The organism is Nocardioides sp. OK12 (assembly GCF_024341885.1).
GTDB classification, from domain to species: domain Bacteria; phylum Actinomycetota; class Actinomycetes; order Propionibacteriales; family Nocardioidaceae; genus Nocardioides; species Nocardioides marinisabuli.
Genome location: NZ_BNET01000003.1, coordinates 175,596 through 198,670, shown reverse-complemented (window position 1 = coordinate 198,670; position 23,075 = coordinate 175,596). Strand labels below are relative to the sequence as shown.

26 protein-coding genes and 1 tRNA gene are annotated in these 23,075 nt (G+C 70.9%); 19 read left to right on the top strand and 8 right to left on the bottom strand.

Translation table 11 applies throughout. The annotated features are described in order from the left end of the window. Positions 1-12: 12 nt before the first annotated feature. The 3 genes from OCU29_RS08255 to OCU29_RS08245 all read left to right on the top strand — a co-directional run bounded on the left by OCU29_RS08255 (position 13) and on the right by OCU29_RS08245 (position 3,510). Entirely contained in the window at positions 13-1,071 is a 1,059-nt protein-coding gene (locus OCU29_RS08255; protein WP_261819524.1) for a hypothetical protein, read from the top strand. A gap of 10 nt (positions 1,072-1,081) precedes the next feature. After that, on the top strand, positions 1,082-1,429 hold the full coding sequence (locus tag OCU29_RS08250) for a hypothetical protein (RefSeq protein WP_261819523.1): 348 nt from the start codon (positions 1,082-1,084) through the stop codon (positions 1,427-1,429). Between the two features lie 83 nt (positions 1,430-1,512). Continuing rightward, positions 1,513-3,510 carry a right-handed parallel beta-helix repeat-containing protein gene (locus OCU29_RS08245; RefSeq protein ID WP_261819522.1) on the top strand — a complete coding sequence of 666 codons (1,998 nt, stop codon included), beginning with the start codon at positions 1,513-1,515 and terminating at the stop codon, positions 3,508-3,510. On the opposite strand, the gene OCU29_RS08240 is transcribed toward OCU29_RS08245, so the two are convergent. Beyond that, complete coding sequence (locus OCU29_RS08240) at positions 3,507-4,697, bottom strand: hypothetical protein (protein ID WP_261819521.1); 1,191 nt, start codon at positions 4,695-4,697, stop codon at positions 3,507-3,509. The genes OCU29_RS08245 and OCU29_RS08240 overlap by 4 nt on opposite strands. Positions 4,698-4,992: 295 nt before the next feature. Between OCU29_RS08240 and OCU29_RS08235 the strand changes: the two genes are divergently transcribed. The 4 genes from OCU29_RS08235 to OCU29_RS08220 are packed head-to-tail and all read left to right on the top strand — an operon-like array spanning position 4,993 to position 6,781. Further along, a complete protein-coding gene (locus tag OCU29_RS08235; RefSeq protein ID WP_261819520.1) occupies positions 4,993-5,475 on the top strand; it encodes a hypothetical protein in 483 nt (160 codons plus the stop codon). Position 5,476: 1 nt separating this feature from the next. Then, entirely contained in the window at positions 5,477-5,908 is a 432-nt protein-coding gene (locus OCU29_RS08230) for a hypothetical protein (RefSeq protein WP_261819519.1), read from the top strand. After that, entirely contained in the window at positions 5,905-6,567 is a 663-nt protein-coding gene (locus OCU29_RS08225) for a hypothetical protein (RefSeq protein ID WP_261819518.1), read from the top strand. Before OCU29_RS08230 ends, OCU29_RS08225 begins: the two co-directional genes overlap by 4 nt. Position 6,568: 1 nt before the next feature. Beyond that, positions 6,569-6,781 carry a hypothetical protein gene (locus OCU29_RS08220; RefSeq protein ID WP_261819517.1) on the top strand — a complete coding sequence of 71 codons (213 nt, stop codon included), beginning with the start codon at positions 6,569-6,571 and terminating at the stop codon, positions 6,779-6,781. Positions 6,782-7,136: 355 nt separating this feature from the next. Here the strand turns inward: OCU29_RS08220 and OCU29_RS08215 are convergent, their stop codons facing one another. Continuing rightward, positions 7,137-7,343 (bottom strand): hypothetical protein, encoded by a 207-nt coding sequence (locus OCU29_RS08215; RefSeq protein WP_261819516.1) that lies wholly within the window; start codon positions 7,341-7,343, stop codon positions 7,137-7,139. Further along, positions 7,343-7,498 carry a hypothetical protein gene (locus OCU29_RS08210; protein WP_261819515.1) on the bottom strand — a complete coding sequence of 52 codons (156 nt, stop codon included), beginning with the start codon at positions 7,496-7,498 and terminating at the stop codon, positions 7,343-7,345. Before OCU29_RS08210 ends, OCU29_RS08215 begins: the two co-directional genes overlap by 1 nt. 76 nt (positions 7,499-7,574) lie before the next feature. Here OCU29_RS08210 and OCU29_RS08205 point away from each other — a divergent pair, with 76 nt between their 5' ends. Together OCU29_RS08205 and OCU29_RS08200 are read left to right on the top strand one after the other, a co-directional pair. Continuing rightward, the gene (locus OCU29_RS08205) at positions 7,575-8,267 is read left to right on the top strand and encodes an endonuclease/exonuclease/phosphatase family protein (RefSeq protein WP_261819514.1); all 693 of its coding nucleotides are present in this window, start codon (positions 7,575-7,577) and stop codon (positions 8,265-8,267) included. A 32-nt stretch (positions 8,268-8,299) separates the two neighbouring features. After that, positions 8,300-9,649: a hypothetical protein gene (locus tag OCU29_RS08200; RefSeq protein ID WP_261819513.1), complete on the top strand. Its 1,350-nt coding sequence runs from the start codon at positions 8,300-8,302 to the stop codon at positions 9,647-9,649. Between the two features lie 231 nt (positions 9,650-9,880). Here the strand turns inward: OCU29_RS08200 and OCU29_RS08195 are convergent. Next, positions 9,881-9,953, bottom strand: a tRNA-Arg gene (locus OCU29_RS08195). A gap of 87 nt (positions 9,954-10,040) precedes the next feature. Here OCU29_RS08195 and OCU29_RS08190 point away from each other — a divergent pair. The 3 genes from OCU29_RS08190 (at position 10,041) to OCU29_RS08180 (ending at position 12,491) form a co-directional block, all read left to right on the top strand. Next, positions 10,041-10,991, top strand: a complete 951-nt coding sequence (locus tag OCU29_RS08190) for a hypothetical protein (protein WP_261819512.1) — start codon at positions 10,041-10,043, stop codon at positions 10,989-10,991. Positions 10,992-11,067: 76 nt separating this feature from the next. Next, the gene (locus tag OCU29_RS08185) at positions 11,068-12,306 is read left to right on the top strand and encodes an LCP family protein (protein WP_261819511.1); all 1,239 of its coding nucleotides are present in this window, start codon (positions 11,068-11,070) and stop codon (positions 12,304-12,306) included. Further along, a complete protein-coding gene (locus OCU29_RS08180) occupies positions 12,303-12,491 on the top strand; it encodes a hypothetical protein (protein WP_179614339.1) in 189 nt (62 codons plus the stop codon). Before OCU29_RS08185 ends, OCU29_RS08180 begins: the two co-directional genes overlap by 4 nt. Positions 12,492-12,497: 6 nt before the next feature. On the opposite strand, the gene OCU29_RS08175 is transcribed toward OCU29_RS08180, so the two are convergent. From OCU29_RS08175 to OCU29_RS08165, 3 genes are all read right to left on the bottom strand, one after another. Beyond that, a complete protein-coding gene (locus OCU29_RS08175) occupies positions 12,498-12,857 on the bottom strand; it encodes an MscL family protein (RefSeq protein WP_261819510.1) in 360 nt (119 codons plus the stop codon). A 52-nt stretch (positions 12,858-12,909) separates the two neighbouring features. Next, positions 12,910-13,575, bottom strand: coding sequence for an SAF domain-containing protein (locus OCU29_RS08170; protein WP_261819509.1), 666 nt, complete (start codon positions 13,573-13,575; stop codon positions 12,910-12,912). Between the two features lie 65 nt (positions 13,576-13,640). Continuing rightward, positions 13,641-13,976, bottom strand: a complete 336-nt coding sequence (locus OCU29_RS08165) for an FmdB family zinc ribbon protein (protein WP_261819508.1) — start codon at positions 13,974-13,976, stop codon at positions 13,641-13,643. A 122-nt stretch (positions 13,977-14,098) separates the two neighbouring features. On the opposite strand from OCU29_RS08165, the gene OCU29_RS08160 reads away from it, so the two are divergent. Continuing rightward, positions 14,099-16,798, top strand: coding sequence for a penicillin acylase family protein (locus OCU29_RS08160; RefSeq protein WP_261819507.1), 2,700 nt, complete (start codon positions 14,099-14,101; stop codon positions 16,796-16,798). Positions 16,799-17,234: 436 nt separating this feature from the next. Here OCU29_RS08160 and OCU29_RS08155 read toward each other — a convergent pair whose 3' ends face one another. Beyond that, positions 17,235-17,837 (bottom strand): 5-formyltetrahydrofolate cyclo-ligase, encoded by a 603-nt coding sequence (locus OCU29_RS08155; RefSeq protein ID WP_261819506.1) that lies wholly within the window; start codon positions 17,835-17,837, stop codon positions 17,235-17,237. 23 nt (positions 17,838-17,860) lie between these two features. Between OCU29_RS08155 and OCU29_RS08150 the strand changes: the two genes are divergently transcribed. The 6 genes from OCU29_RS08150 (at position 17,861) to OCU29_RS08125 (ending at position 23,039) form a co-directional block, all read left to right on the top strand. After that, positions 17,861-19,249, top strand: coding sequence for a UTP--glucose-1-phosphate uridylyltransferase (locus OCU29_RS08150; protein WP_261819505.1), 1,389 nt, complete (start codon positions 17,861-17,863; stop codon positions 19,247-19,249). Next, positions 19,242-20,480, top strand: coding sequence for a gephyrin-like molybdotransferase Glp (glp, locus tag OCU29_RS08145; RefSeq protein WP_261819504.1), 1,239 nt, complete (start codon positions 19,242-19,244; stop codon positions 20,478-20,480). Before OCU29_RS08150 ends, glp begins: the two co-directional genes overlap by 8 nt. Continuing rightward, entirely contained in the window at positions 20,480-20,977 is a 498-nt protein-coding gene (gene moaC, locus OCU29_RS08140; protein ID WP_179614332.1) for a cyclic pyranopterin monophosphate synthase MoaC, read from the top strand. The genes glp and moaC overlap by 1 nt, the downstream gene beginning before the upstream one ends. Next, a complete protein-coding gene (locus OCU29_RS08135; RefSeq protein WP_261819503.1) occupies positions 20,974-21,450 on the top strand; it encodes a molybdenum cofactor biosynthesis protein B in 477 nt (158 codons plus the stop codon). The genes moaC and OCU29_RS08135 overlap by 4 nt, the downstream gene beginning before the upstream one ends. Continuing rightward, on the top strand, positions 21,447-22,058 hold the full coding sequence (locus tag OCU29_RS08130; protein WP_246305110.1) for a GNAT family N-acetyltransferase: 612 nt from the start codon (positions 21,447-21,449) through the stop codon (positions 22,056-22,058). The genes OCU29_RS08135 and OCU29_RS08130 overlap by 4 nt, the downstream gene beginning before the upstream one ends. A gap of 105 nt (positions 22,059-22,163) precedes the next feature. After that, positions 22,164-23,039: a hypothetical protein gene (locus OCU29_RS08125; RefSeq protein ID WP_261819502.1), complete on the top strand. Its 876-nt coding sequence runs from the start codon at positions 22,164-22,166 to the stop codon at positions 23,037-23,039. The last annotated feature ends 36 nt before the right edge of the window (positions 23,040-23,075 follow it).

Below are 23,075 nucleotides of genomic sequence, written 5' to 3'. Positions count from 1 at the left end.
ACAGTCGGGCAGGTGTCGGCACTGGTGGACTCGACCATCTTCCGCCGCGAGGGCTGGTCGGGCGACTATCAGGCTTCCTGCACATTGTCGACGCCGAACAACGGGTCGATTCCGTGGCTTCGGCGCGGCGCCTTGTGGGAGACCTACGAGGCTGGCTGCCTGGTGTGGGCTGGCTTCGTGGACGAGGTGTCGCGAGATAGCGGCACCTTCGAAGTGTCCGCCTACGGTCGGGGCGCGCGTGCTTCCGAGTTTCCGGCCGTCAAGTACGAGTCGGGCGTCACCTATACGCCGTCCTACATCCCCGACGAGGCGGTCGACGCGGCCGAGGCGCGCGGCATGGGTTTCGGTCGCGGAGGCGTGAATATCGGTGGTGTCGCAGTCGCGCAGACTCCCGGCGAGGTCACTACGGTCGGCGCTCTGCTCGATCGGATAGCCACGGGCACGTTCCACTGGTGGGTCGACTCGTACGGCAAGGTCGCACTTCGCCAGGCGGGCGGCGTCAAGTGGGTGATGCGACCGGGCGAAACCTACCTGGGCACCGCTGACGACAACTACGCCTCCCGGCTCTGGGGGCTGTATGTGTCGGCGGTGAATGGCGAGGGTGACCCTTCGGAGTGGAGCATGACGTTCGCCCCCAGTGCCGCGGGCGTGGAGGCCGAGACGATCGACAAGTTCGGACCCGCCGAGCAGATCGTCGACCTCACCGCACTGGGGCGACTGTTCTCGAGCAGCAGTGCGCGCGCCGACCTCGACGCTCGTTACGAGTCGGTCGGGGGGCGAATGGGTTGGACCAATGGGATCAACCTGACTGAGACGAACATGCACCGCGTTGGCACCCGCGTCTCGGCCCCGTTGGCTGTGCGCGCCGGGGATGGGCTGATGCTGCCCGGCGTTATCGACGACCGGTCCTCGACGACCTATCTGCCGAATGTGACAGTCACGCTGGGCGAGGTTCGGCGCATCCACGACGAGAACCGCGCCGAGGTGAAGCCGGTCGACTTTGCGCCTCGTGGGTTCAGTGAAGCTCTCGCTGCCGCCCAGGCGCCACCTTCGCCCGTAACTGCCGCGTGAGGAGCTGCGAATGACCGATTCGGAGATGGTCCCGCATCTGATTCCTGGCCCCCTAGTGCGATCGGTGAATCCCGAGATCGTGAACGACGCGCGCCTCACTGCGATTACCTGCATTGCGATCACGAGCGAGGGCGTCTGGTTCGAGGCCGAGCCGCCCGCCGAAGACTTGCTGGCGGTGCGGGACTGGCTGGCAACGAAGGACGATGCCGGCCTCGCCCGCCGTGCCGAGTACCGGGCGATCGACTCCACTGACCTGCTCAACGGCTTCGACATCGCCCGCGCGTTCGCCCTGGGCGACCCGCTGCCTGAGCCGGTCTACCCGCCGCCCGAACCGGAACCTGAGCCCGCGCCGGGTTGACTGCCCGGCCCCTTCAAACTGCCCCGCCTCTAACTCAATAGCGCACCCACCGCCCCAGGGCCTAGCCACGGACAGGACCGCCCATGCTCTCCAACGTCACAGTGACGATCAACCTCCACGACTACCTCGGGGCGAACTACGACCCTCGGCGTACTCGCGTCTACATGACCACGAACGCCGCCGACAACCTCATCGCCGACACTGCGACGGGCGAGGTTCGTCTGGGTGGCGGGTCGGTGGTGCTCGACCAGTCCGGTGTTGCGACCGCGACCATGTGGGCGCCCGGTCCCGACGCGAACCCGGTGTCGTGGCAGACGACCTTTCACATCGACTACGCCGACACCGCGACCCGCAAGCGCACCACCGTCACCGCTGGCCCGTTCACGATCACCGCATCCGGCACGCTGGCGTCGCTGATCGAGGAGCAGGCCGTTCCCGCGGAGTACCTGACGACGGTCACGCAGATGCTTGACGTCTACACGGAGACCGCGGCGGCTTCGGCTACGTCGGCGTCCGCGTCGGCTGCTGCCGCGTTGCAGGCTGCGGAGGATGCGACCGCCATCGTCATCGCCGACGTCGAGGGCGCGATGGCTGCTGCTGTCGACGCGCCGGGGCCGTTCAAAGACAGTCTGTCGGCCTCGTATGGCTCCGTCCTCAACATCGCCGCGCCCAACTCAGGGCTCTCAACAACCCTCATCCAGGACGCCATCGACAAGGCCCACGCCGCCTACCTACTCGGCGCTGGCACGACGCTCCTCGCCCTCACGGGCGAGCACACGGTCGACGTCTCGCAGCCGAACGTGCCAGGCATTGGCGCCGTGTGCCTCGACCTCAAGGACGGAGTGTTCCTCGGCGGATCGGGCACCCTCCGCCTCGCCGATGGCGTCGCGGCCGGGTCGGGCGCCATCGTGACCAACACCGCCGCCGCCATCACCCACGCCGGCCTCCTCGCACCCCTCACCATCGACGGCAACCGCGCCGGATCGCCCACCTCTGGCCTCGACAACGCCTGCCTCTACGGGGCAGGCGCCTGCACCTACGACGGCGTGACCTCAATCAACGCCGGCCACGTCGGGCTGATGATGCGCGGCGACGGGTGCCAGCGGAACTGGATCGTCAGAAACCTCGTCCGAGACTGCGCCTATATCGGCATCCAGGGCCAGAAGAACGAGGGAATCATCGTCTCGTGGAACCAGATCTACGACTGCGGCGACAACGGAATCGACATTGAAGGCAATGACGTCTCGGGCGTGGGGCTCGGCTACGGCAAGCAGGTCGTTATTACCGGCAACATCGTTGACGGATGCCTCAACGGCGTGTTTCTTGAGTCGACAGGCCAGGCACTCGTGCAAGGTAACTTCCTCTACAACGTCGACCACGGCGTCATCCTGAACCGCATCAACACGGGCGCCTATGAGGCGATCATCTCGGGCAATGCCGTCAAGAATGAGGCGGCAACCGGCACGGCCGGCGTCATCATCATCAACGCCTCGGGTCGGGCGCTCATCACGGGCAACACCTTCGACGGGTTCACCTACGGCATCCGAGGGCACATCGCCGAGTTCGTGGTCGCTCACGGCAACATCTACCGCAACATCAGCCTCTACCTCGTGGCCGCCGAGGCGGGCGCGAACAAGCTGCTCAAAACCCGCGTGTTTGGCGAGACCTACGGCGGCGAACAGGTCGCGGGCTTCCCCAAGACCATCAACGACGTCGGCGACTCCCGGCTCTATCGGGTCAGCGTCGAGGCTGCGTGGTCGCTAGAGGCGGGGCAGGCCCTCAGGGACACCTACCACTACCGCACCACCGCCACGGCGTCGAACCCCGGGTGGGGTGCTTATGCCATCTACTACAACGGCGAGACCATCGTCTACATCCCCAACCAGGCGCCCACCGCCGGTCAGTACCTCAAGATCAACGGCACCCACTACTACGTCACTTCCGCGTCGGGTGCCGAGGTTCACATCGGGGCGGCGGCAGCAGGGCACGCACACGGCGACTACACCGCCAACACGAACGGCGCCCACACCGTGTCGGTCTACGCGGCCAACGAGTACGCCGAACTCGTGGCGTCCGCCTAACCGCTGGGCGAAGGGTCGCTGCCCGCCTGCGACCCTTCGCCCTCCGAACATTGCGGCTGGCTCGGCGGCGTATTGAAGGCGACCAGTACCAGCACCGACAGTAGGCCCGCATAGAAGAACTCGTTGTGACTGCTGTAAAAGGTGGTCACCGTCAGCATTCCCAAAGCCAGCAGCAGCAAAGTCAGCTCGCGCCGCCTCCACAAGTTCCGCACAATCCTCCACCACAGCAACACAAACCCAATGAAGATCCAGATGGGGAACTCGGCCAGGATAGATGCGTTGGTCGAGTGGATGGGCGCGAACCCGGAGTTGATCGCCGCGATGGCGCCGGGGTCGTGAGCGGCGATCCCGGCGAGCGAGATGCCCTCGGCCTGTGCAGTCGGCGCGAATCCTCCGGGGCCAGCGCCAAAAAACACCTGACTGGCCGTCGACCACTTCAAATCCCAGGCAGCCTTGATGAGCTCGAAGTGGGCAAAGAGGGAGGCGTCGCTGGCGGCTCCCAGATTACCCAGTCGCTCGGTCAGAGCCGCAGCTAGTTCGCTGCGGGCAATGTAGTAGAAGCCGACCGGGAGGGCGAGAAGCGCAAGGTGGTGCAGATACACCTCGCCCGCACCCCTAGCCAACTTCCGCGACCTCCGGTACTCCACCAGGCAAGCCAGTAGGAAGATTGGGGCCCCCAGGGCCACTAGCCGCGACGCTGTGGCGATGGATGCCGCGTAGACCGCAGTCGCGACGACGAAACGCCCGACTGACGCATTGACAGCCAGGACGAGGAACGGCAGCAGATAGGCGGCTACCGCCGCGTGCGACTTGTCCTGGAAGAACATCGTCAACCAAGGCGTCTCGCGGGCGCGCACATAGTCCAGCGCGGCAAGCGTCAGGAAGACCGCCGCTGCGATGTTGACGGGTCGGCGGAGCAACCCTCTCCACTCAACTCCTAGGGTGGGTGCCAGGCGAGCGATGATGCTCAACTGCCAGACCACCAGCGAGAAGAAGACCATCTGGTCCCACTTGGGCTCGATCCCGTGCGCCCAGGAGCCCCAGGAGCCAGCGAGCACGATCGACGCGCTGACAAGAAACCAGCGCGCCACGTCCCCCATCGAAAGCAGGCGGGCGGAGGGCAGCAGTAACGCGAGGCAAACGACCTGCGCGAGGTTGGCGGCCGAGAAAGTGCCGGCGATGGGCATACCCAAGGGGATGGCTAGAACGCTGACCTGGACGGCCCTGCGCGCACTCTTGCCGGGCCCGGGTCCCGGTTCCCTGGTCCTCGACCCGCCAGTCGAGGTCGTAGCGGTCAGCACCCGATGAATAGTAAGCGCCACCTCGCTCGATCGCCCCATTCGACCGGGACTGACTAGAAGCAGACGGGCGCCCCGGGGAGACCGGGGCGCCCTACCCCGAACCCGTTAGCGGCGGGCACGGAGTAGGGCGAGCCAACCACACAAGCCGCAGGAACAGCGCGGCGCCACGACGGGAGACGCCGTGCCAGATGCATACGACCGACTGGAACAAGCCGCCGAAACCGTAGCCCAGCGCGCCGAATGGGAACGCTCCAACCGCGTCGGGCTGCTCTGGGTCCACGCAGCAGTCGGCATGATCGCAGGCGCCCAAATGCTGCTCTACGGGTCCGCAGCCACCATCGAAGAAGCAGTCGGCGTCTGGACACGGCTCGCCCTCGGACTGCTCGGCATCATCGGCGGCATCGTCCTCGCGTTCGGCATCCTCCGCGGCAGGACCGTACTCCTCGAAGCCATCGGGCTCGCAGCAATCGGGATCTGGGACCTACTCATGGCCGCAGGGTTCGCCTACGCCCGCGTCGGTGGCGGCACCTTCACCCCCCGCGCACTCTTCGAGCCCATCCCCACCGGCTACGTGCTCCCGTACCCCATCAGCGTCTACATCGGGCTCGCCGCACTCATCACCGTTCACCTGTGGACGCTACGGCGCTTCAAGAGGGGGCGCTGACATGGACGGAACAACCGTTGCTGCCATCGTCGCCGCCCTGTTCGGTGGCGGTGGAGCGGGCGCCGTCATCGTCAAGTGGCAATCCAAGCCCGTAGACGACGCGACCGCCCACAAGCTCAAGGCCGAAGCGAAAGCCACCGCCCAAGAAACCGCATCGGGTGAAGTGCAGATCCTCCGCGACATCATCGCCGAAGTCAGGCTGTCGGAGGCCAAGAAGCAAGAGCGCCTGGACTCGATGGAAGTCCGGCTCGCGAAGCTCGAGGAGCGCGAACGGCACGCCCTCACCCGCGCAGCCGTCCATGAAGCGTGGGACCAACTCACGTTCCAGGTGATCCAGCACCACGTACCCAACCACCCACCGCCGCCGCCACTGCGCCCCGACGCGATCGAGCCCCCGCGCAGGTGGCCGCCCGAGGCTGAGGAGACCGAATGAGCGACTACACCGTGACGCGCACCGGCACCGACTCGTCAGGCCGCGGCATCTACATGACCACCTACATGCGCGACTGGTGGGCGCGGGTCGTCGACACCCTCGGGTTCGAGCCCACCATCGTCCAGGGCGCCTTCATGGGCCGCAACGGTGGCGGCGCATCCGCATCCGCTGGCTACCACGACGGGGCGGGCTGTCTCGATCTGCGCGTCTGGAACCTCGCCAGCAGCCAGGTTGCCCAGACCATCCGCGTGCTCCGCGAACTCGGTGCAGCCGCCTGGCTCCGAGACCAGCGGCACGGCATGGACCCCCACATCCACCTCGTGCTCGGCAGCGACGCCCCCCTCGCATCCGGTGCCGCCTACCAGTGGCGGCAATACCTCGCAGGCCGCGACGGGCTCGCCAGCAACGGCGCCGACTACCACCCGCGACCCTCCCCGCTCGTCACCACCCCACCGAAGGAGGTCGACCCGATGGCCGACTACGCAACCCAGCTCGACGAGATCGCCCAGAACACCCGCGCCCTACTCGTCGGCCAAGCGAAGGCGCAGCGACAGAACGCCGCCATCCGCGCAAAGGTCGCCAAGCTCATCAAGAAGGGCAACGCGACCCGCGAAGACCTCGCCGACCTGCAGGCCGCGCTCGACAACGAGGAGAACTGACATGACCCGCAATGAGCCCGCCCTCGTCTCTGGCATCGTCGCCGCAGCCGCCGCCCTCGTGACTCTCCTTGTCGCGTTCGGCCTCGACCTGTCCGACGTGCAGCAGAACGCGATCCTCGGCGTTGTCGCGGTCGCGGCCCCCGTAATCGCCGCGCTCGTGACCCGTTCCAAGGTGACCCCCACGTCCGCGATCAACGCCGAACGCCTGGACTAGGGCGTCTCTCCGGGGTGGGACCAAGTTACGGCCACCTCGCCATGCTCCTCGCAGCGTCCAGCCTGCAAGAGTCCCCGAACCTCCTGAAGGGTGCTCGACTCAACGACGCGACCGCATCGGCATCTCGGGGTGGGCCGATGCGTCCGCACGCCGCCACCCGCCGCCACATATCGCTCCAGCGCCGCTCGCAGGACATCACTCACATTCTCCTCGCGCTCATCTGCCGTCTCGCGGGCAGCGTCGCGCAACTCCCGCGATACGCGGAAGGAAATATTGACCTCCATGCTCGGCTTCGCCACAGCATCGAGGCTAGCCGACCGCCGAGCGCAAGACCCGGTGCTTTCGGAGTCGTACTTCACGACTCAAGCGCCCCGGCCTTGCGAGCCGCCCAGGCGACCAGCGCCTCGCCCAATTCGCGTGCCACCTCTGTGTCAATCTCGACCCCGCCCTCGTACTGCCAGAGGTTGAGCACGGGACCGAGTTCGACGAGCGTCACGACGGCCGCCTCGCCGTCACGGTAAAGGGTGATGTGACCCCGCTGGGGGTCGACCCGGACGTTCATCAGATCGCCGTGGCGGTGATGTCGACGGCCTGGCCGAGGGCGATCAGCTCGCGGGCCTTGTCGCGGGCGATGGCGGTCCAGCGCATGTTGCCGTTGTTCCAGTAGGAGGCGCGCTTGGCGGTGAACTTGATCTCGATGGTCTGGTTCGTGTTCATGTGAGAATCATTGCATGACGTCAATACGTTTGTCAATACGTTGGTTCTAGGAAGTTGCCCTCCAGGGAGGCTTAACATGCCGCGGATTAAGCACGCCCACCTCTCGGGCCGCTTCGATGCTGTGGAGCGCGAATGGAACGCCGCCCTCGACTACCTAGCAGGCGAGGCCGACGTCATCACGCTCACCGAAGCACGCGGGGTCACCTACCTGCGCCGCTGGGCCACCAAGCATGGATGGACCGTCGTGCAACCCAAAGGCGCCGAGTGTGCCGTACTCCTGCGCGGCGGGAAAGTGCGCGCCGAGGGGGCATGTCCACTCACCCCGCACCGGCTCCCCAGTGGCAAAGCAGTCACCGCGACATGGGCACGAGTCGACCTGCACCCCAGGTTCAGGCCCGTCACCTTCATCGTCACCCACCTGCCCGCGCGAGTCGAAGCGCGCAACGGGTTCCAGCGAGGCCGCGAAACCGCAGTCCACGCCGACGCCGTGAAAGGGCTCCGACGACTCGCAGCCGAACAGAACCGGCGCGTCATCATCTGCGGGGACGTGAACCTCAACCTGCGCCGCGGATGGGTGCGCGCCTGGTCCGACCGCGTGTTCCGCCGCTACGTCTCGTCGTGGCGCAAGTTGCCGGCCGCTGGGACGTTCAAGGGTCGCATCATCGACTGGCACCTCGCAGGCCGCGGCATCACATGCAGCAAAGCCCGACCGCTCGCACCCTGCGCCGGGTTCGACCACCGCCCGTTCGTCGTCACCGTCGAGCTGTAACCCCCGCCTCACACACCACCGAAGGACGCCACATGTCGATGAACAACTCGGCCCAGTCTGCCGCGAAGTCCGCAGCCGCCTCGGCCACCACCGCCGCAGCGTCGGCCGAGTATGCCGTCGAGGTGCTAGAGGACACCCGAGCCGCCCGCGACGAAGCCACCGCCATCGTCATCGCCGACGCCGACACGGCGATGACGACCGCGATCAACACGCCGGGGAGTCAGGTCGGAACCGCTCTGTCGGCCTCGTATGGCGGGCAGGGGTTCGACGTCATCGAGGACTTCTCCGCCTACCCTGATGGCCCCCTCGCGGGCGCGGCCACCACCAGCACCCCAGGCGGTGCGGCCCTGACGTGGTACTCCGAGAGCACCGGCGGCGCCGTGGTCCCCATCATCGAGGACGGTGCGCTCACCATCCCCGAGGGTGTCGACGGCACCATCCGCGCCGTGCTCGACCTGCCCGCCGACGCTGGCGACATCATCGGCATCGGCATGGAGGTCTCCTACCTCGGCGCATGGTCGGACGGGTCCGCGCTCGCGTGCATGACCATCATGGACGGCCCGTTCTCCGAGTCGCTGCCCAAGATGCCCGTCCACCTCGTCGCCTCCGCCGAAGCGTGGTCCCTCGACGTCAACAACACCATCGGGACCGGCGTCGAGGCATCGGGGCTCGGCGGCCTCAACGACGGCGGGAACCTGCTCACCAACGGCACCCGGTACCGGTGGGAGGTCGCCCTCGACAAGACCAGTGAGCGGGCCTACGTCACCGACCAGCGCGGCAATGTCCTGACCGAGTTCAACACCGCGTTCCTGACCCCTGGGCGTCGCGCCTACTTCCAGGTGCTGCGCCCCAACCACGCCGCCAACACCCGTCCACGCATCCACAAGGCATGGATCACCACGCGCCGCATCGACCGGATCGTCTCGGCCCGCGCCGTCGCCCGGACCAACCCCCGGCCCCAGGTCGTCACCGTCGAGGGCGGCACCCACAACATCGGCGGCTCCGTCATCTCCGTGACCGAGACCGCCGTGACGCTCCCCATCCCGTCGTCGCGGGCCGTCAGGATCACCGGGACCGCCGTCGTCAACGTCACCACCGCTGGCGACTTCTACCTCGGTGTCGCCACAGCGGGCGCACCGACCGCGCTCATGTCGGGGTCCGAGTCAGCCAAGATCGTGCGCGCAGGCCAGGGCACCGGCACCTTCTCGGTGGCCTTCGACATCCTCCTGCCTCCCGATGCCCTCAACGCCAGCGTCGGTCGCATCGGAGACCTCGTGACCATCCAGCTCGCCACGATCAGCGCGGGCGGTGCCGGGTCGTTCGTCGTCGGTGGGGGTGACCGCATCCGCGCGGCCTACCAGCCGCTGCCGTTCCTCGGCTGACGCCACTAGACCGGGACAGACTGGTTCCGTCGAGCTGTAGGCGTTCAGGATCGGCGCGCGTTCAGCAACACTGAACGCCGCTGTTCATCAGGCGTCATAAGGCCCCCGATCTCGCTAGGTGCGGGGTCGGGGGCCTTCGTGGCGTTCTGAGGGTGACTAGGGCATACCAATGGGCAGATGCGAGAGTGAACAATCGTGCTCCAAGTGGCTGTTCTTGCAGGTCGTGCGGGGTGCCCCAGGCAGGAGTCGAACCTGCGACCTTTCGCTTAGGAGGCGGCTGCTCTATCCGCTGAGCTACTGGGGCTGCGCGGTCATTTTGTCAGCAGCCGCCGGCGGGGACGAAAGCAGGGCCGCCCGGGCCGAAGGTAAAGACCTCGGTCATCATGGAGGCGTGGGACGACGAGGACGGGTGGCGGCGGGGCTGGCCCTGCTGGTCGCCGTGCTGCTCGTCGTGCTGCTCGTCGTGCTGGCGCTGACAACGGGGCTGCTGGGCCCGGGGACCCCCGAGCAGGACGGCGAGGCGCACGAGCGGGTCGCCCGCCTGGAGGGACGCGAGCCCGCCGCGACGATCCGGGTGGTGTCGCAGAACGTCTTCCACGACATGGACCGCGCCGACACCGAGCACGACATGAGCCGGATCTTCGCCCGCGGCGGGGTCGACGTGGTCGGCTGGCAGGAGGCCCACACCGAGCACTTCGTGGCGCTGCACCCCCGCTACCGCGAGCAGGGCTGGCGCACGGCGTACTTCGGCGAGGCCAAGGGCAGCCAGGGCGACGCCATCTCCTGGCGCAGCGACCGGTTCGCCCTCCTCTCGCGCGACGCGTGGGAGATGCACCCCGGCGCCGGGCCGCGCGCGACCCAGCGGCCCTTCGCGGCGCGCTACGTGACCAGCGTGCTGCTGCGCCACCGGGCGAGCGGGCTGACCGTCCGGGTCGTCAACACCCACGTCAACCACTTCATCGAGACCGGGCAGCGCTTCCGGCGCAACATCAACGCCCGCTACGCCAAGCGCCACCTGGCCTGGCTCGCCGAGCGCTGGGACACCTGGTCGGGCGACGTCGTCGTCGGCACCGGCGACTACAACTTCGACCACGCCGACGACCGGGACGCCCGACCGGTGGGTGGGATCTCGCGCCGCTTCGCGGGCCGCGCGGTGTCGTCGTACGAGACGCTCGGCCTGGCGGGGGTGCCGGCGACCCTGGAGGGGCGCTGGGTCGACTACGTGTTCCTGGCCCAGCAGAGCATCGACGCCGGCCGCGCGCAGATCGCGACCCACCGCAGCCTCGGCGGCTTCCGCTCCGACCACCGGCCGCTGCAGGCCACGGTGCGCCTCTACCGCTGAGCCGTCCGAGGCTGCCCTCCTGAGAGAGCGCTGAGCGGAGTTGGAGCAGCGGTGGGCGGCGCCGCACAATCGTGCGGTGACCGAGCCCGACCCGACGCCGAACGCCGAGGTGGCGACCCCGGTGGCCGCCGGTGCGCGCGCCGGACGGCGCCGGGCGGCGCCGCGCCGCTCCCACACCGTGGCCCGGGTGCTGGTCTCCACGCTGGTCGTGCTCGCGATGGTCTCCGGGCTGACGATCACCTACCTCTACCGCCACTACAGCGACAACCTCACCGTCCTCGACATCGAGGACCAGATCGTCGGCGAGCGCCCCGACAAGGTCGAGGTCGCCGGTCCGCAGGAGCCGCTCAACGTGCTCGTGATGGGCTCCGACAGCCGCGAGGGCGAGAACAACATCGATGGCCTCACCGGTGGCGGCGAGCGCTCCGACACCACCCTGCTGCTGCACCTCTCGGCCGACCGCGAGCGTGCGTACGGCGTCAGCATCCCGCGCGACTCGATGGTCGACAGACCGGCCTGCCGCACCGAGGACGGTGCCGAGATCCCGGCCGAGTCCTACACGATGTGGAACGAGGCCTTCCAGCTCGCCGGCCCGGCCTGCACCATCCAGCAGTTCGAGGAGCTCACCGGCATCCGCCTCGACCACTTCGTCGTCGTCGACTTCGAGGGCTTCCAGGGCATGGTCGACGCGGTGGGCGGCGTCGAGGTGTGCATCCCCGAGACGATCGACGACCGGGCCCACGGCATCTACCTGGAGGCCGGCACCCGCAAGCTCGAGGGCATCCAGGCCCTCAACTACGTGCGCGAGCGCTACGCCCTCTCCGGCGGCTCCGACATCGGCCGGATGAAGCGCCAGCAGGCCTTCATCGCCTCGATGGCCAGCACGGTGCTGTCCTCCGACACCCTGGCGCGCCCCGACCGGCTGCTCGGCTTCCTCGAGGCCGCCACCGAGTCGCTCACCCTCGACGAGGGCCTCGGCAACCTGGTCAAGATCGCGCAGCTGGGCTACGAGTTCCGCGGGATCGGGCCCGACAAGATCCAGTTCATGACCATCCCCAACGCCGTGGACCCCGCCGACCCCAACAAGCTGGTGTGGACCGAGGACGCCGCCGGGGTCTGGAACGCGCTGGCCGCCGACGAGCCGCTGACCAAGCGGCTGCGCAGCGACGTGATCACCGCCGGCAAGGTGCCCGGCTCCTCCTCGTCGGACGACGACGACGAGGCCGGCTCCGGCTCCGGCTCGGGCTCGGGGTCGGGCGGCGGCGACGGGCTGGCCACCGACGAGGCCCTCGAGGCCGCGGGGCTGTGCACGTGAGCCCGGCCGAGGGTCCGGGGGCGGAGACCGGCGAGAGCGACTGGGAGCGCCGCCGGCGGCTGGCCGAGGTCTTCGGCGACGCGCTGCCCGAGACCACCAGCGACGAGCGCTCGGACGACGAGCGCGAGCGCCGGGACGGGGACGCCTGGCTGCGAGCCCAGGTGCCCCCGCACCACGGCGGGTAGGACGGATCAGGCGGTCGGGGTGCCCCGGCCGGCGATCAGCGCGTCGCGGATCTCGCGCAGCAGGACGGTGTCCTCGGGCGTGCCCGGGGCGGGGCTGGGGAAGTACTTCTCCTTGGCCCGGGTGTAGGGCAGCACGATCAGGAAGTAGACGACCGCGGCCAGGATCAGGAACGCGATCACGGCGTTCATGAAGGCGCCGAACGAGTTCTCCTCGTTGGAGAAGATGTCCTCGACGCCGCTCGGCAGCTTGCCGGTCAGCCAGGCCGTGAACGTGGTGACCACCGCGCCGAAGGCGGTCGCCATGATGACCGCGACGGCCAGGTCGACGAGGTTGCCGCGCAGGACGAAGCTCTTGAATCCACCCATGGTGAGTGTCCTTCTCGGTAGTAGAGGTCGACCCGGTCGGGCCGTGACGACCCTATCGAGCCCAGGCGTAGGACAGGAACGACCGCGCCGCCGCCTCACTGATCGTGGTGACGACCGGGGCGGGCACGCCGAGGACCACCACCCGGCCGCTCAACCCCGACGCGGCGCTGCCGGGGGCGCCGTCGGGCGGGGGCAGGGCCAGCACCGCGACGTCGAGCGCCACCACGCGCGAACCGCCCTCGGCGGGGTCGGTGGCGACCAGGTCGATCCGGTCGCCGACGCGCAGCAGGGCCACCGCCTCGGGGTCGGGCAGCCGCACCGGGAGCGCCGCCACGCCGGAGGGTGCGCTCTGCGCGAGGCCCGGCCCGACCAGGCGGGCGCGGCTGACGACCTCGCCGCGGGCCAGGGGAGCGGCCAGCACCTCGCCAAGAGGCGCTTCGGCCAGGCCCTCGGGCACGCTGGCCGGGCTGAAGTCGACGGTGACCAGGTCGCCGGGCCCCAGCACCGCCCCGCCCGGCAGGTCGCGGGCGGCCACCAGCACCGGCACGGTCGCGGGCGGCGGCTGCGTGGTGACGTGCAGACCGGCCAGCACCGCGACCGCGCTGAGCAGCGCGGCCAGGGGGCGTCGCCGGGCCAGCAGCGAGCGGCGTACGCCGTGGGCGGCGCGGCGCAGGCGGGTCAGCGGCGGGTCGGGGTGGCGGGGGTCGGCGGAGAGCACCCGCCGACGCTAGGACGTCGCGACCGTGGGCGCGGCGCTCCTCCACAGGCCCCCGCGGGGCCGGCTCAGGAGGAGGCGGCGGGGGTGCTCGACGACGTGCTGCCCGACGTGCTTCCCGACGTGCTCGAGGAGCCCGAGGTGCTGGACGTGCTGCTCGAGGAGCCGGAGTCCTTGCTCGTCGAGGAGGAGCCGGAGGTGCTGCTGGAGCCGCCCGACTTGGCGTCGGCGCGGCTGTCGGTGCGGTAGAAGCCCGAGCCCTTGAAGACGACGCCGACGGCGTTGAAGAGCTTGCGCAGCCGGCCCTCGCACTCGGGACACGTGGTGAGCGCGTCGTCGGAGAAGCTCTGGAACTGCTCGAAGGCGTGGCCGCACTCGGTGCAGGCGTACTGGTAGGTCGGCATCGTGTCTCCGCGGGGGTGGCGCCCGGGGGCGCGCTGGAACTGGTGGAGGTGGAACGAGTCGTGGCGCTGGCACTCGGCTGCGCCGACTGCTAATCCTACGTCAGGGCAGAATGGCCGCCACCATGACCGACACCTCGACGAACAGCGCCGGGCAGCGCCCCGACCCGGACGACGCCCCCTCGCCCCCGCCCCCGGGCGGTCCCGCCGGGGCCGTGGCGAGGTTCCTGGGCGGCACGTGGCGACGCTTCCGGGCGCTGCCGCTGCCGATGCGCCTGGCGGCGTACGTCGCCGCGGGGCTGGTGCTGCTCCTGGTGCTGACGGCGGCGACCGCCACCGTGCTGGTGCGGCGCCCGCTGCCCCAGACCGGCGGGACGGTCGAGATCACCGGCCTCGACGGCGAGGTGGAGGTGCTGCGCGACGAGCACGGGATCGCCCAGGTCTACGCCGACACGATGGGCGACCTGGCGCGCGGCCAGGGCTTCGTGCACGCGCAGGAGCGCTTCTTCGAGATGGACGTGCGGCGCCACGCGACCGCCGGCCGGCTCGCCGAGCTCTTCGGCGAGGACGCCGTCGAGAGCGACGCCTACGTGCGCACCATGGGCTGGCGGCGGGTGGCGGAGAAGGAGGTCGCGCTGCTGACCCCCGACACCCGCGCGTTCCTGGAGGCCTACGCCGACGGCGTGAACGCCTACCTGGAGGACCGCGGCACCTCGAGCATCTCGGTGGAGTACTCCGTGCTGCGCCTGGGTGGGCTGACCTACACCCCCGAGGAATGGACCCCGGTCGACTCCCTGGCCTGGCTCAAGGCGATGGCCTGGGACCTGCGCGGCAACATGGACGACGAGATCGCGCGGGTGCTCAGCGCCGACGCGGTGGGCGAGGAGCGGGCGGCGGCGCTGTTCCCCGCCTACCCCTACGACGAGGTCACCCCGATCGTGACGCAGGGCGCGGTCGTCGACCAGGTCTACGAGCAGGACGCGCGGCGCGGCCAGACACGGGTGCCGCTGCGCCCGGGCTTCGAGGCCGACCAGCGCTCCGCCCTGCGCGACCTGGGCGACGGGCTGGCGCGGATGCCGGCCTGGCTCGGCCGCGGCGAGGGCATCGGCTCGAACTCGTGGGTGGTCGCGGGCGAGCACACCGCCTCGGGCAGCCCGCTGCTGGCCAACGACCCCCACCTGGGCACCAGCCTGCCCGGTGTGTGGATGCAGATGGGCCTGCACTGCCGCGACGTCGGCCCGGCCTGCCCGCTCGACGTCAGCGGCTTCACCTTCTCCGGTGTGCCCGGCGTCATCATCGGCCACAACGCCGACATCGCCTGGGGGTTCACCAACCTCGGGCCCGACGTCACCGACCTCTTCGTCGAGCGGGTCACCGACGAGGACGTGCTCCACGACGGCGAGCTGCGCCCGCTGCGGATCCGCGAGGAGGTGATCCGGGTGCAGGGCGGCCAGGACGTGCGACTGACGGTGCGCACCAGCAGCCACGGCCCGCTGGTCTCCGACGTCGCCGAGCAGCTCGGCGAGGTCGCCGAGGCCACCGGTGACGACATCGGCACCTTCGTCCCCGAGGACGAGGAGGCCGCGATCGCCCTGCAGTGGACCGCGCTGCAGCCCGGCACCACCGCCGACGCGATCCTGGCGCTCAACCTGGCCAGCGACTGGGACGCCTTCCGCGCCGCGGCCTCCGACTTCGAGGCCCCCGCCCAGAACCTGGTCTACGCCGACACCGAGGGGCACATCGGCTACCAGGCGCCCGGGCGCATCCCGATCCGCAAGTCGGGCAACGACGGCACCGTGCCGTCCGCCGGCTGGCTGCCCGAGAACGACTGGACCGGGGCCTTCGTGCCGTACGACGCCCTGCCCAGCGTGCTCGACCCCGACGAGGGGTTCGTCATCACCGCCAACCAGGCCGTCGTCGGCCCGCGCTACCCCTTCTTCCTCACCGACGACTGGGACCGGGGCGCCCGCTCGGAGCGCATCCGCTCCCTGCTCACCGACCGTCTCGAGGCCGGGCCCGTCGACGTCGACGACATGCTCGAGATCCAGCTCGACACCCGCAACCCGATGGCCCCGGTGCTGGTGCCCCACCTGCTCGACGTCGACCTGCCGCGCGGCTACGCCGACGACGGCCAGGCGCTCCTGGACGACTGGGACTTCAGCCAGCCCGCCGAGGGCGAGCACTCCGCCGCGGCGGCGTACTACAACGTCGTGTGGGCCAACCTGCTCGAGCTGCTCTTCGCCGACGAGCTGCCCGCCGACCTCGCCCCCGACGGCGGCCAGCGCTGGATGGCCGTGGTCGCCGACCTGCTCGACGAGCCCGACGACGGGTGGTGGGACGACCTGGTGACCGAGGAGGTCGAGCGCCGCGACGACACCCTCGAGCGCGCGATGCTCGAGGCCCGCGACGAGCTCGTGCGGCTCCAGGCGCGTGACGCCGAGAGCTGGACCTGGGGCCACGTGCACCGCCTCGACCTGCGCTCGGCCACGCTGGGGGAGTCCGGGATCGCCCCCGTCGAGGCCCTCCTCAACCGCGACGACTGGGGCGTCGGCGGCGGCTCCGGCATCGTCGACGCCAGCTCGTGGGACGCCGCCGAGGGCTACACCGTCACCGCGGCTCCCTCGATGCGCCTGGTCACCAGCCCCGGCGACTGGGACGCCTCGCGCTGGATCAACCTCACCGGCGTCTCCGGGCACCCCGCCAGCCCCCACTACACCGACCAGACCGACCTCTGGGCCGTCGGCGACACCCTGCCCTGGCTCTTCGGCGAGGACGCCGTCAGCGACGCCACCGAGGACCGGCTGGTGCTGCGCCCCGCCGACTGACCGTCGGTGGAGCGTCGTCGAGACCTGGTGAGGTGCGCGGTCGCCGTACGTCGGGTGGCGCTCCGTTGGTCGAGCAGTGACGAGCGCCAGCGAGGAACGTCGTCGAGACCCGGTGAGGTGCGCGGTCGCCGTACGTCGGGTGGCGCTCCGTTGGTCGAGCAGTGACGAGCGCCAGCGAGGAGCGTCGTCGAGACCCGGTGAGGTGCGCGCTTGCTGTACGCCGTGTGCTCGCGGGGTTTCGGCGACGCTCGAGCCTTCGGCCCTCGCTGCTCAACCAGCGGGGGTCGTCGAGACCGGGTGAGGTGCGCGCCTCCTGTACGCCATGGGGTCGCGGGGTTTCGGCGACGCTCGAGCCTTCGGCCCTCGCTGCTCAACCAACGGCGGGGCCCTCGCTGCTCAACCAACCGTGGGGCCCTCGCCGCGCGAGCAGCGGTGGTCAGAAGCGGGTCAGGCCGGAGGGGGAGGCGGCGGCGGTGACCGGGCGGTCGTGCGGTTCGCGGGGGACGTCGAGGCCGACCTCGTCGTCGTGCAGCAGCACGCAGGTGAAGGTGCCCAATGGCACCCGGGCCAGGGCCCGGTCGTAGGAGCCGCCGCCGCGGCCGAGCCGCAGCCCGTCGGCGGCCACCGCGAGGCCGGGCACCAGCACCACGTCGGCGCCGGCGACCGCGTCGGGGCCCAGCCGCTCGCCGTCGGGCTCGAGCAGGCCGAGCGGGGCGCGGCGCAGGTGCTCCTCACCGCCGTACGTCGCCCAGTCGAGGTCGCCGTCGGGCAGCAGCACCGGCAGCAGCACCCGGCGGCCCGAGGTCCGCAGCGCCTCGAGGAGCAGCCCGGTGCCGGGCTCGCTGCCCACCGCGACGTACGCCGCGAGGGTGGCGGCGCGGCGTACCTCGGGGCTGGCCAGCAGGTGCTCGGCCACGGCCCGGGCGGCCTCGGTGCGCTCGGGCAGCGGCCGCCGGCGCCGGCTGGTGACGACCCGGTCGCGCAGCGCCGTCTTGGCCGCCGCGGCGGCGGACCCGGAGGGTGTTTGCTCACGAGGCACGGGTCGAGCCTACGATCGGTCGTATGGGTTCCCCTGGCTTGCGCGCTGCCCGCGAGAAGATGAAGGCCGCCGGTGTCGACGAGGTCGCTGTCGAGACCTTCGCGCACTACTACCGCCTGCTCGAGCACGGAGAGACCGGGATGATCCCCGAGTCGAGCATCGAGCCGGTCGACATGGAGTCGCTGGCCGACGTCGAGGTCGACGACGAGGTCGCCACGAGGGCGATCACCGAGACGGCGGTCATCAAGCTCAACGGCGGGCTCGGCACCTCGATGGGCATGGACCGGGCCAAGTCGCTGCTGTGCGTGCGCCGCGGGCTGTCGTTCCTCGACATCATCGCCCGCCAGGTGCTGCACCTGCGCCAGCAGCACCAGGCGCGGCTGCCGCTCATCTTCATGAACTCCTTCCGCACCTCCGGCGACACCATGGACGCGCTCGCGCGCTACGACGACCTGCCGGTCGCGGGCCTGCCCCTGGAGTTCCTGCAGAACAAGGAGCCCAAGCTCCTGGTCAAGGACCTCTCGCCGGTCAGCTGGCCCAAGGACCCCGACCTCGAGTGGTGCCCGCCCGGGCACGGCGACCTCTACACCGCCCTGCGCGGCACCGGCCTGCTCGACCGGCTGATCGAGGCCGGCTACCGCTACGTCTTCGTCTCCAACTCCGACAACCTCGGCGCCGTGCCCGACCCGCGGGTCGCCGGCTGGTTCGCCGCGTCGGGGGCGCCGTTCGCGATCGAGGCCGTGCGCCGCACCGCCTCGGACCGCAAGGGCGGTCACTTCGCGCGACGCAAGAGCGACGGACGGATCGTGCTGCGGGAGACCGCGCAGACCCTCGAGGAGGACAAGGCGGCGCTCGGCGACCTCGAGCGGCACCGCTTCACCTCCACCAACAACCTGTGGTTCGACCTGCAGGCGATGAAGGACGCCCTCGACCAGCGCGAGGGCATCCTCGGCCTGCCGCTGATCAAGAACGTCAAGAACGTCGACCCCGGCGACAAGAAGTCGCCCGAGGTGATCCAGGTCGAGACCGCCATGGGTGCGGCGATCGAGGTCTTCGAGGGCGCCCGCCTGATCGAGGTGGGCCGCGACCGCTTCGTGCCGGTCAAGACGACCAACGACCTGCTGGTGCTGCGCTCCGACGTCTACGCCATCGGCAAGGACTTCGTGCTCGACCAGGAGGCCGAGCAGGTGCCGTTCGTCGAGCTCGACGAGACCTACTACAAGCTCGTCGGCGAGTTCGACAAGCGCTTCCCCGAGGGCGCGCCGTCGTTGAAGCAGGCCCAGCGCCTCAGCATCGAGGGCGACGTCACCTTCGGCCACGGCGTCTCGGTGGTCGGCGACGTCACCGTCGGGGGCCGCTCGGCCCAGCGCGTCGAGCCGGGTGCCGTGCTGAGCGGCGACCCGGATGCCTGACGCGCCCATCACCGTCGAGGAGCACCTCGAGCGGATCCTGGCCGCGGTCCGCCCGCTGCCGGCCTACCAGCAGCCCCTGATGGAGTCGCTGGGCCTGGCCGCCGCCGAGTCGGTGGTCTCGCCGATCCCGCTGCCGCCATTCGACAACTCCGCGATGGACGGGTACGCCGTGCACCGCGCCGACGTGGCTGGCGCCGGGGCCGACACCCCGGTCGAGCTGCCCGTGGTCGGCGAGATCGGCGCCGGCAACGCCCGCCTGCTGGCGCTCTCGCCGGGCACCGCGGCCAAGATCATGACCGGCGCGCCGATGCCGGCCGGCGCCGACGCGGTGGTGCCCTACGAGTGGACCGACCGCGGCGTGGCCCGGGTGCGCATCGACAAGGCGCCCGCCGACGGCCAGCACGTGCGCTGCTCGGGCGAGGACGTCGCCGTCGGCGACCTGCTCATCGACGAGGGCACCGTGCTCGGCCCGCGCCACCTGGGGCTGCTGGCCTCGGTCGGCCGCTCGACGATCGCGGTGCGGCCCCGCCCGCGGGTGGTGATCCTCTCCACCGGCACCGAGCTGCGCGAGCCCGGCACCGACCTGGGCCACGACTCGATCTACGACGGCAACTCCTTCCTGCTGGCCGCCGCCGCCCGCCGCGCCGGGGCGCTGGCCTACCGGGTCGGGATCGTGCCCGACCAGCCGCGCGCCTTCCTCGACGCCCTCGAGGACCAGCTGGTGCGCGCCGACGTCGTGGTGACCTCGGGCGGCATCTCGATGGGCGACTACGACGTGGTCAAGGAGGCGCTCGCGCCGCTGGGCACGGTCTGGTTCGGCCCGGTGGCGATGCAGCCGGGCAAGCCGCAGGGCTTCGGCACGGTCGGCGAGGACGACACGCTGATCTTCACGCTGCCCGGCAACCCGGTGTCGTCGTACCTGTCCTTCGAGATGTTCGTGCTGCCGGCGCTGCGCACCATGATGGGGCTCACCCCGGTCTCGCGCCCGCAGGTGCCGATGCGGCTGACCCACGCGATCTCCTCGCCGCCCGGGCGGCGCCAGTTCCTGCGCGCCACCACCGAGCCCGGCCACGGCCGGGTCAGCCCGGTCGGCGGCCCCGGCTCGCACCTGGTCGGCGACCTCGCCGAGGCCGACGCGCTGGTCGTCGTCCCCGAGGACGTCACCGAGCTGCCCGCGGGCGCCGAGGTCGGCGTGATCCACCTCGACTCCGGTCTCGAGGGCGGCCACTGATGGCCGGCGCGTCGGGCGAGCCGGGGCAGGACCGGCTGACCCACGTCGACGAGCACGGCGCCGCCCGCATGGTCGACGTCTCCGAGAAGGCCGTGACCGCGCGCACCGCCCGCGCCTCGGGCCGGGTGCTGGTCTCGGCGCAGGTCGTGGCGCTGCTGCGCGGTGAGGGCGTGCCCAAGGGCGACGCGCTCGCGGTGGCGCGGCTGGCCGGGATCATGGGCGCCAAGCAGACCCCGTCGCTGGTCCCGCTGTGCCACCCGCTCGCGCTCTCGGGCGTCGAGGTCGACCTGGCGGTCGCCGACGACGCCGTCGAGATCGCCGCGACCGTGCGCACCACCGACCGCACCGGCGTCGAGATGGAGGCGCTGACGGCCGTCTCGGTCGCCGCGCTGACCGTGGTCGACATGGTCAAGGCCGTCGACAAGGCCGCCGTCATCACCGACGTGCGGGTCGAGACCAAGAGCGGCGGACGCTCGGGCGACTGGGCGCGGCCGTGAGCCTGCTCGCCGGGGTCGTGGTCGCCTCCAACCGTGCCGCGGCCGGGGTGTACGACGACACCACCGGCCCGCTGATCGTCACGGCCCTGCGCGAGCTGGGCTTCGTGGTCGACGAGCCGGTGGTGGTGCCCGACGGCGACCCGGTGCGCGAGGCCATCGCCGCCGCCGTCGCGGCGGGCGCCCGGGTGGTGCTCACCACCGGCGGCACCGGGCTGACCCCGACCGACCGCACCCCCGAGGCGACCCGGTCGCTGCTGGAGCGCGAGGTGCCCGGCATCGCCGAGGCGATCCGCGCCCACGGCCTGGCCAAGGGGGTGCCGACCGCGATGCTCTCGCGCGGGCTGGCCGGCCTGGTCGGCTCCTGCCTGGTGGTCAACCTCCCGGGCTCGCGCGGCGGGGTGAAGGACGGCCTCGAGGTGCTGGCGCCGGTGCTGGTGCACGCCGCCGAGCAGGTCGTCGGGAGCGACCATTGAGCCGCTCCCGCCTGCGCGGTCGGCGCGGGTGGCCGGTGCGGCTGCGCCACGGTGAGGTGGTGCTGCGACCGATGCGGGTCGCCGACGCCGAGGCGTGGCGGCGCGCCCGGCAGGCCAACGCCACCTGGCTGGTGCCGTGGGACGCCACCGTCCCGCCGGGGGGAGACCCGCGGCCCACGACGTTCCGGGCGCTGGTGTGGCGGATGCGGCGCCAGGCGCGCCAAGGCACGACGTACCCCTTCGTGGTCGAGGTCGGCGGCGAGTTCGCCGGGCAGGTGACCCTCAACAACGTGGTCGGCGGCTCCGCGCAGTTCGGGTCGGTGGGCTACTGGATCGACCGGCGCTTCGCCGGGCGCGGGATCATGCCGCTGGCGGTCGCGATGGTCCTGGACCACGCCTTCGCCGAGCTGGGCCTGCACCGCGTCGAGATCGCGATCCGCCCCGAGAACTCCAACTCGCTGCGCGTGGCCGAGAAGCTGGGCGCCCACGAGGTCGGCTACGCCCCGCGCTACCTGCACATCGACGGCGACTGGCGCGACCACCGGCTCTACGCCGTCACCGTCGAGGACGTGCCGCCCGGCGGGCTGGTGAGCCGGGTCGGGGGCTGAGCGCCGGGTCTGTGAGGCCAGAAACCCCACCAGTCACACCAGCAATTTGCGACACACGTGTAGACATCCACCCCACCCTGCGCTAGCGGACCTAGGGTCGACCCCGTGGACCTGAGCGCACTGATCTTCGTCGCCCTCGCTGTGGCGTGGGCCGTCTACCTGGTCCCGAAGGCGCTCAAGCACCACGACGACGTGGTGCGCAGCCGTTCGGTCGACCGCTTCAGCCAGACCATGCGGGTGCTGGCCCGCCGCGAGCCGGTCACCCGCCGCTCCGCGCGCCTGGTCGTCACCCCCGGTCGCGCCGCCGCGCCGCCGGTGGTGGTCACCAAGGCCAGCGCTGCCTCGGTCGAGGCCTCGCTCGACGCCTCGGCGCTGCCGCCGCTGCGGACCCCGGCCCAGCGCCGCGAGGCCGCCAACCGCGCCGCCCGCCGTCGCCGTCGGGTGCTGATGGCGCTGCTCGGGGCGCTCGTGGTGGTGGGGGTGCTGGCCCTGACCGGGGTCGTGGCGCCCGGCTACCTCGGCGTGCCCGGTGTGCTCCTGGTCGCCTGGCTGGTCGCCTGCCGGCTGATGGTGCGCCGCGAGACCGGCCTCGCCGGACCGCTCGCGCGCATCCCGGCGGTGCCCGTCGGCGACACCGACGAGAACGACGACGCCCAGGGCGAGCCGGTCGACCCCGCGACCGCCGCCCCGGCCGCCGAGGAGGAGGGGCCGGCCACCGAGGAGGTCCCGGTGGTGGCCGAGGAGGCGGTCGAGCTGCCCGCCGGCGGCTGGGAGATGATGCCGGTGACCCTGCCGACGTACGTCACGAAGCCCGCCGCGGCCCGCCGCACCGTGCGCACCATCGACCTCGACTCGACCGGCGTGTGGACCTCGGGCCGCACCGAGATCGACGCCGCACTGGCCCGCGAGAGCGACCAGGCCGAGCGTGAGCGCCGTGCCCAGCGCGACCAGGGCGACGAGGGGCGCGCGGTCGGTTCCTGAGCCCGACCCGGGCGGGGGTGGATTCGGTCCGGCGCG